A 1,297-nucleotide genomic window follows, 5' to 3' on the forward strand; every position below is an offset into this window, starting at 1 on the left:
ATCATGGCCAAGCGCGCCGACAGCCCGTACGCGTCCGGACGCCGGACCGCCGATTGGCTGAAGGTGAAGACCGCGCAGCGTCAGGAGGTAGTGATCGCCGGCTTCACCGCGCCGAGGCGAACCCGGCCCTTCTTTGGCGCCCTCGTGCTGGCGGTACGCGACGCCGATGCATGGCGGTACATTGGCCACGTCGGCACCGGCTTCAGCTACCAAGTTCTCGAAGAGCTTCACCGCAAGCTCGTGAGGCTGAAGACAGCCAAGTCGCCCTTCCCTGGCAAGGTGAAAAATGAGCGGGTTACGACCTGGGTGCGTCCTTCCTTGGTCGCGGAAGTGAAATTCGCGGAGTGGACCAGCAAGGGCGAGCTGCGCCAGCCGGTCTATCTCGGCCTCAGGTCCGACAAAAACGCCAAGGACGTCGTTCGCGAAAAGAAGTGGTCGCGAAAATAATGCCGCCGAGACGAAACGTTCGATCTGGAGTTCAGATGGCGGCGCGCTCGGACGCCGAAGGCCACGGCGGTAGGGGCGGCAGCCCGAGCGCCTTGCGTACCGGTCCGAACGACCTCCGGTGAGCTGCGCATGCACCAAGCCTGGCGAGCGCCTCATAATGAGCCGGCACCGGGTAGCCCTTGTGATCCGCGAATCCGTAGCCGGGGTGACGCTCGTCGAGTGTCCGCATTCGGGTGTCGCGCTCGACTTTCGCGAGGATGGAGGCGGCCGCAATGCTGGCGGACTTGGCGTCACCTTTAATGATGGACTGCTGAGGGATGTCGATTTCCTTCAACCGCTTCGCATCGATCAGCAAGTGCTGCGGCGTCAACCCTAGGCCCCGGACCGCACGTTGCATCGCTTGGATGCCTGCCCAATAGATGTTGATTTCGTCGATCTCCTCGACCTCGACGAATGCTACACACCAACTCTCTGCCTTTTCCTTGATTTCCTTCGCGAGTTCTTCGCGAGCGGCGGCGTCGAGTTTTTTCGAGTCGTCGATTCCAACTATCCGCGTCCCGGGCTTCAGGATCACGGCGGCAGCGGAAACTGGCCCGGCGAGAGGGCTCATTCCCGCCTCGTCCACGCCTGCCACCGCATGATGGCCGCTTTCCCAGAGAGAGGTCTCGAAGCGGAGCATCTTGCGGAGGCGCTGCCCTTCCGACCTATTTTCGGAGCGCCGCTTGTCGATTGAAGCCAGGATTGCACGGGCTCCGGCGCGGGTGTCGGCCCGTAAGATCTGCTCGACGCCGGCCTCGAGCGGTCTTTTCTCGATGACATAGCGCCGGCGCAACGCATCGAGCGAATACTG

General features: G+C 62.7%; 2 protein-coding genes. One reads left to right on the forward strand and one right to left on the reverse strand.

Going from position 1 to position 1,297, the window contains the following annotated elements:
- A partial coding sequence (locus AC0L20_RS39505) for an ATP dependent DNA ligase (RefSeq protein ID WP_473295588.1) occupies positions 1–447 on the forward strand: 447 nt, incomplete at its 5' end.
- Positions 448–478: 31 nt separating this feature from the next.
- Here AC0L20_RS39505 and AC0L20_RS39510 read toward each other — a convergent pair.
- A partial coding sequence (locus AC0L20_RS39510) for a ribonuclease HII (protein ID WP_473295589.1) occupies positions 479–1,297 on the reverse strand: 819 nt, incomplete at its 5' end.

The organism is Bradyrhizobium sp. Kon58 (genome assembly GCF_055807455.1).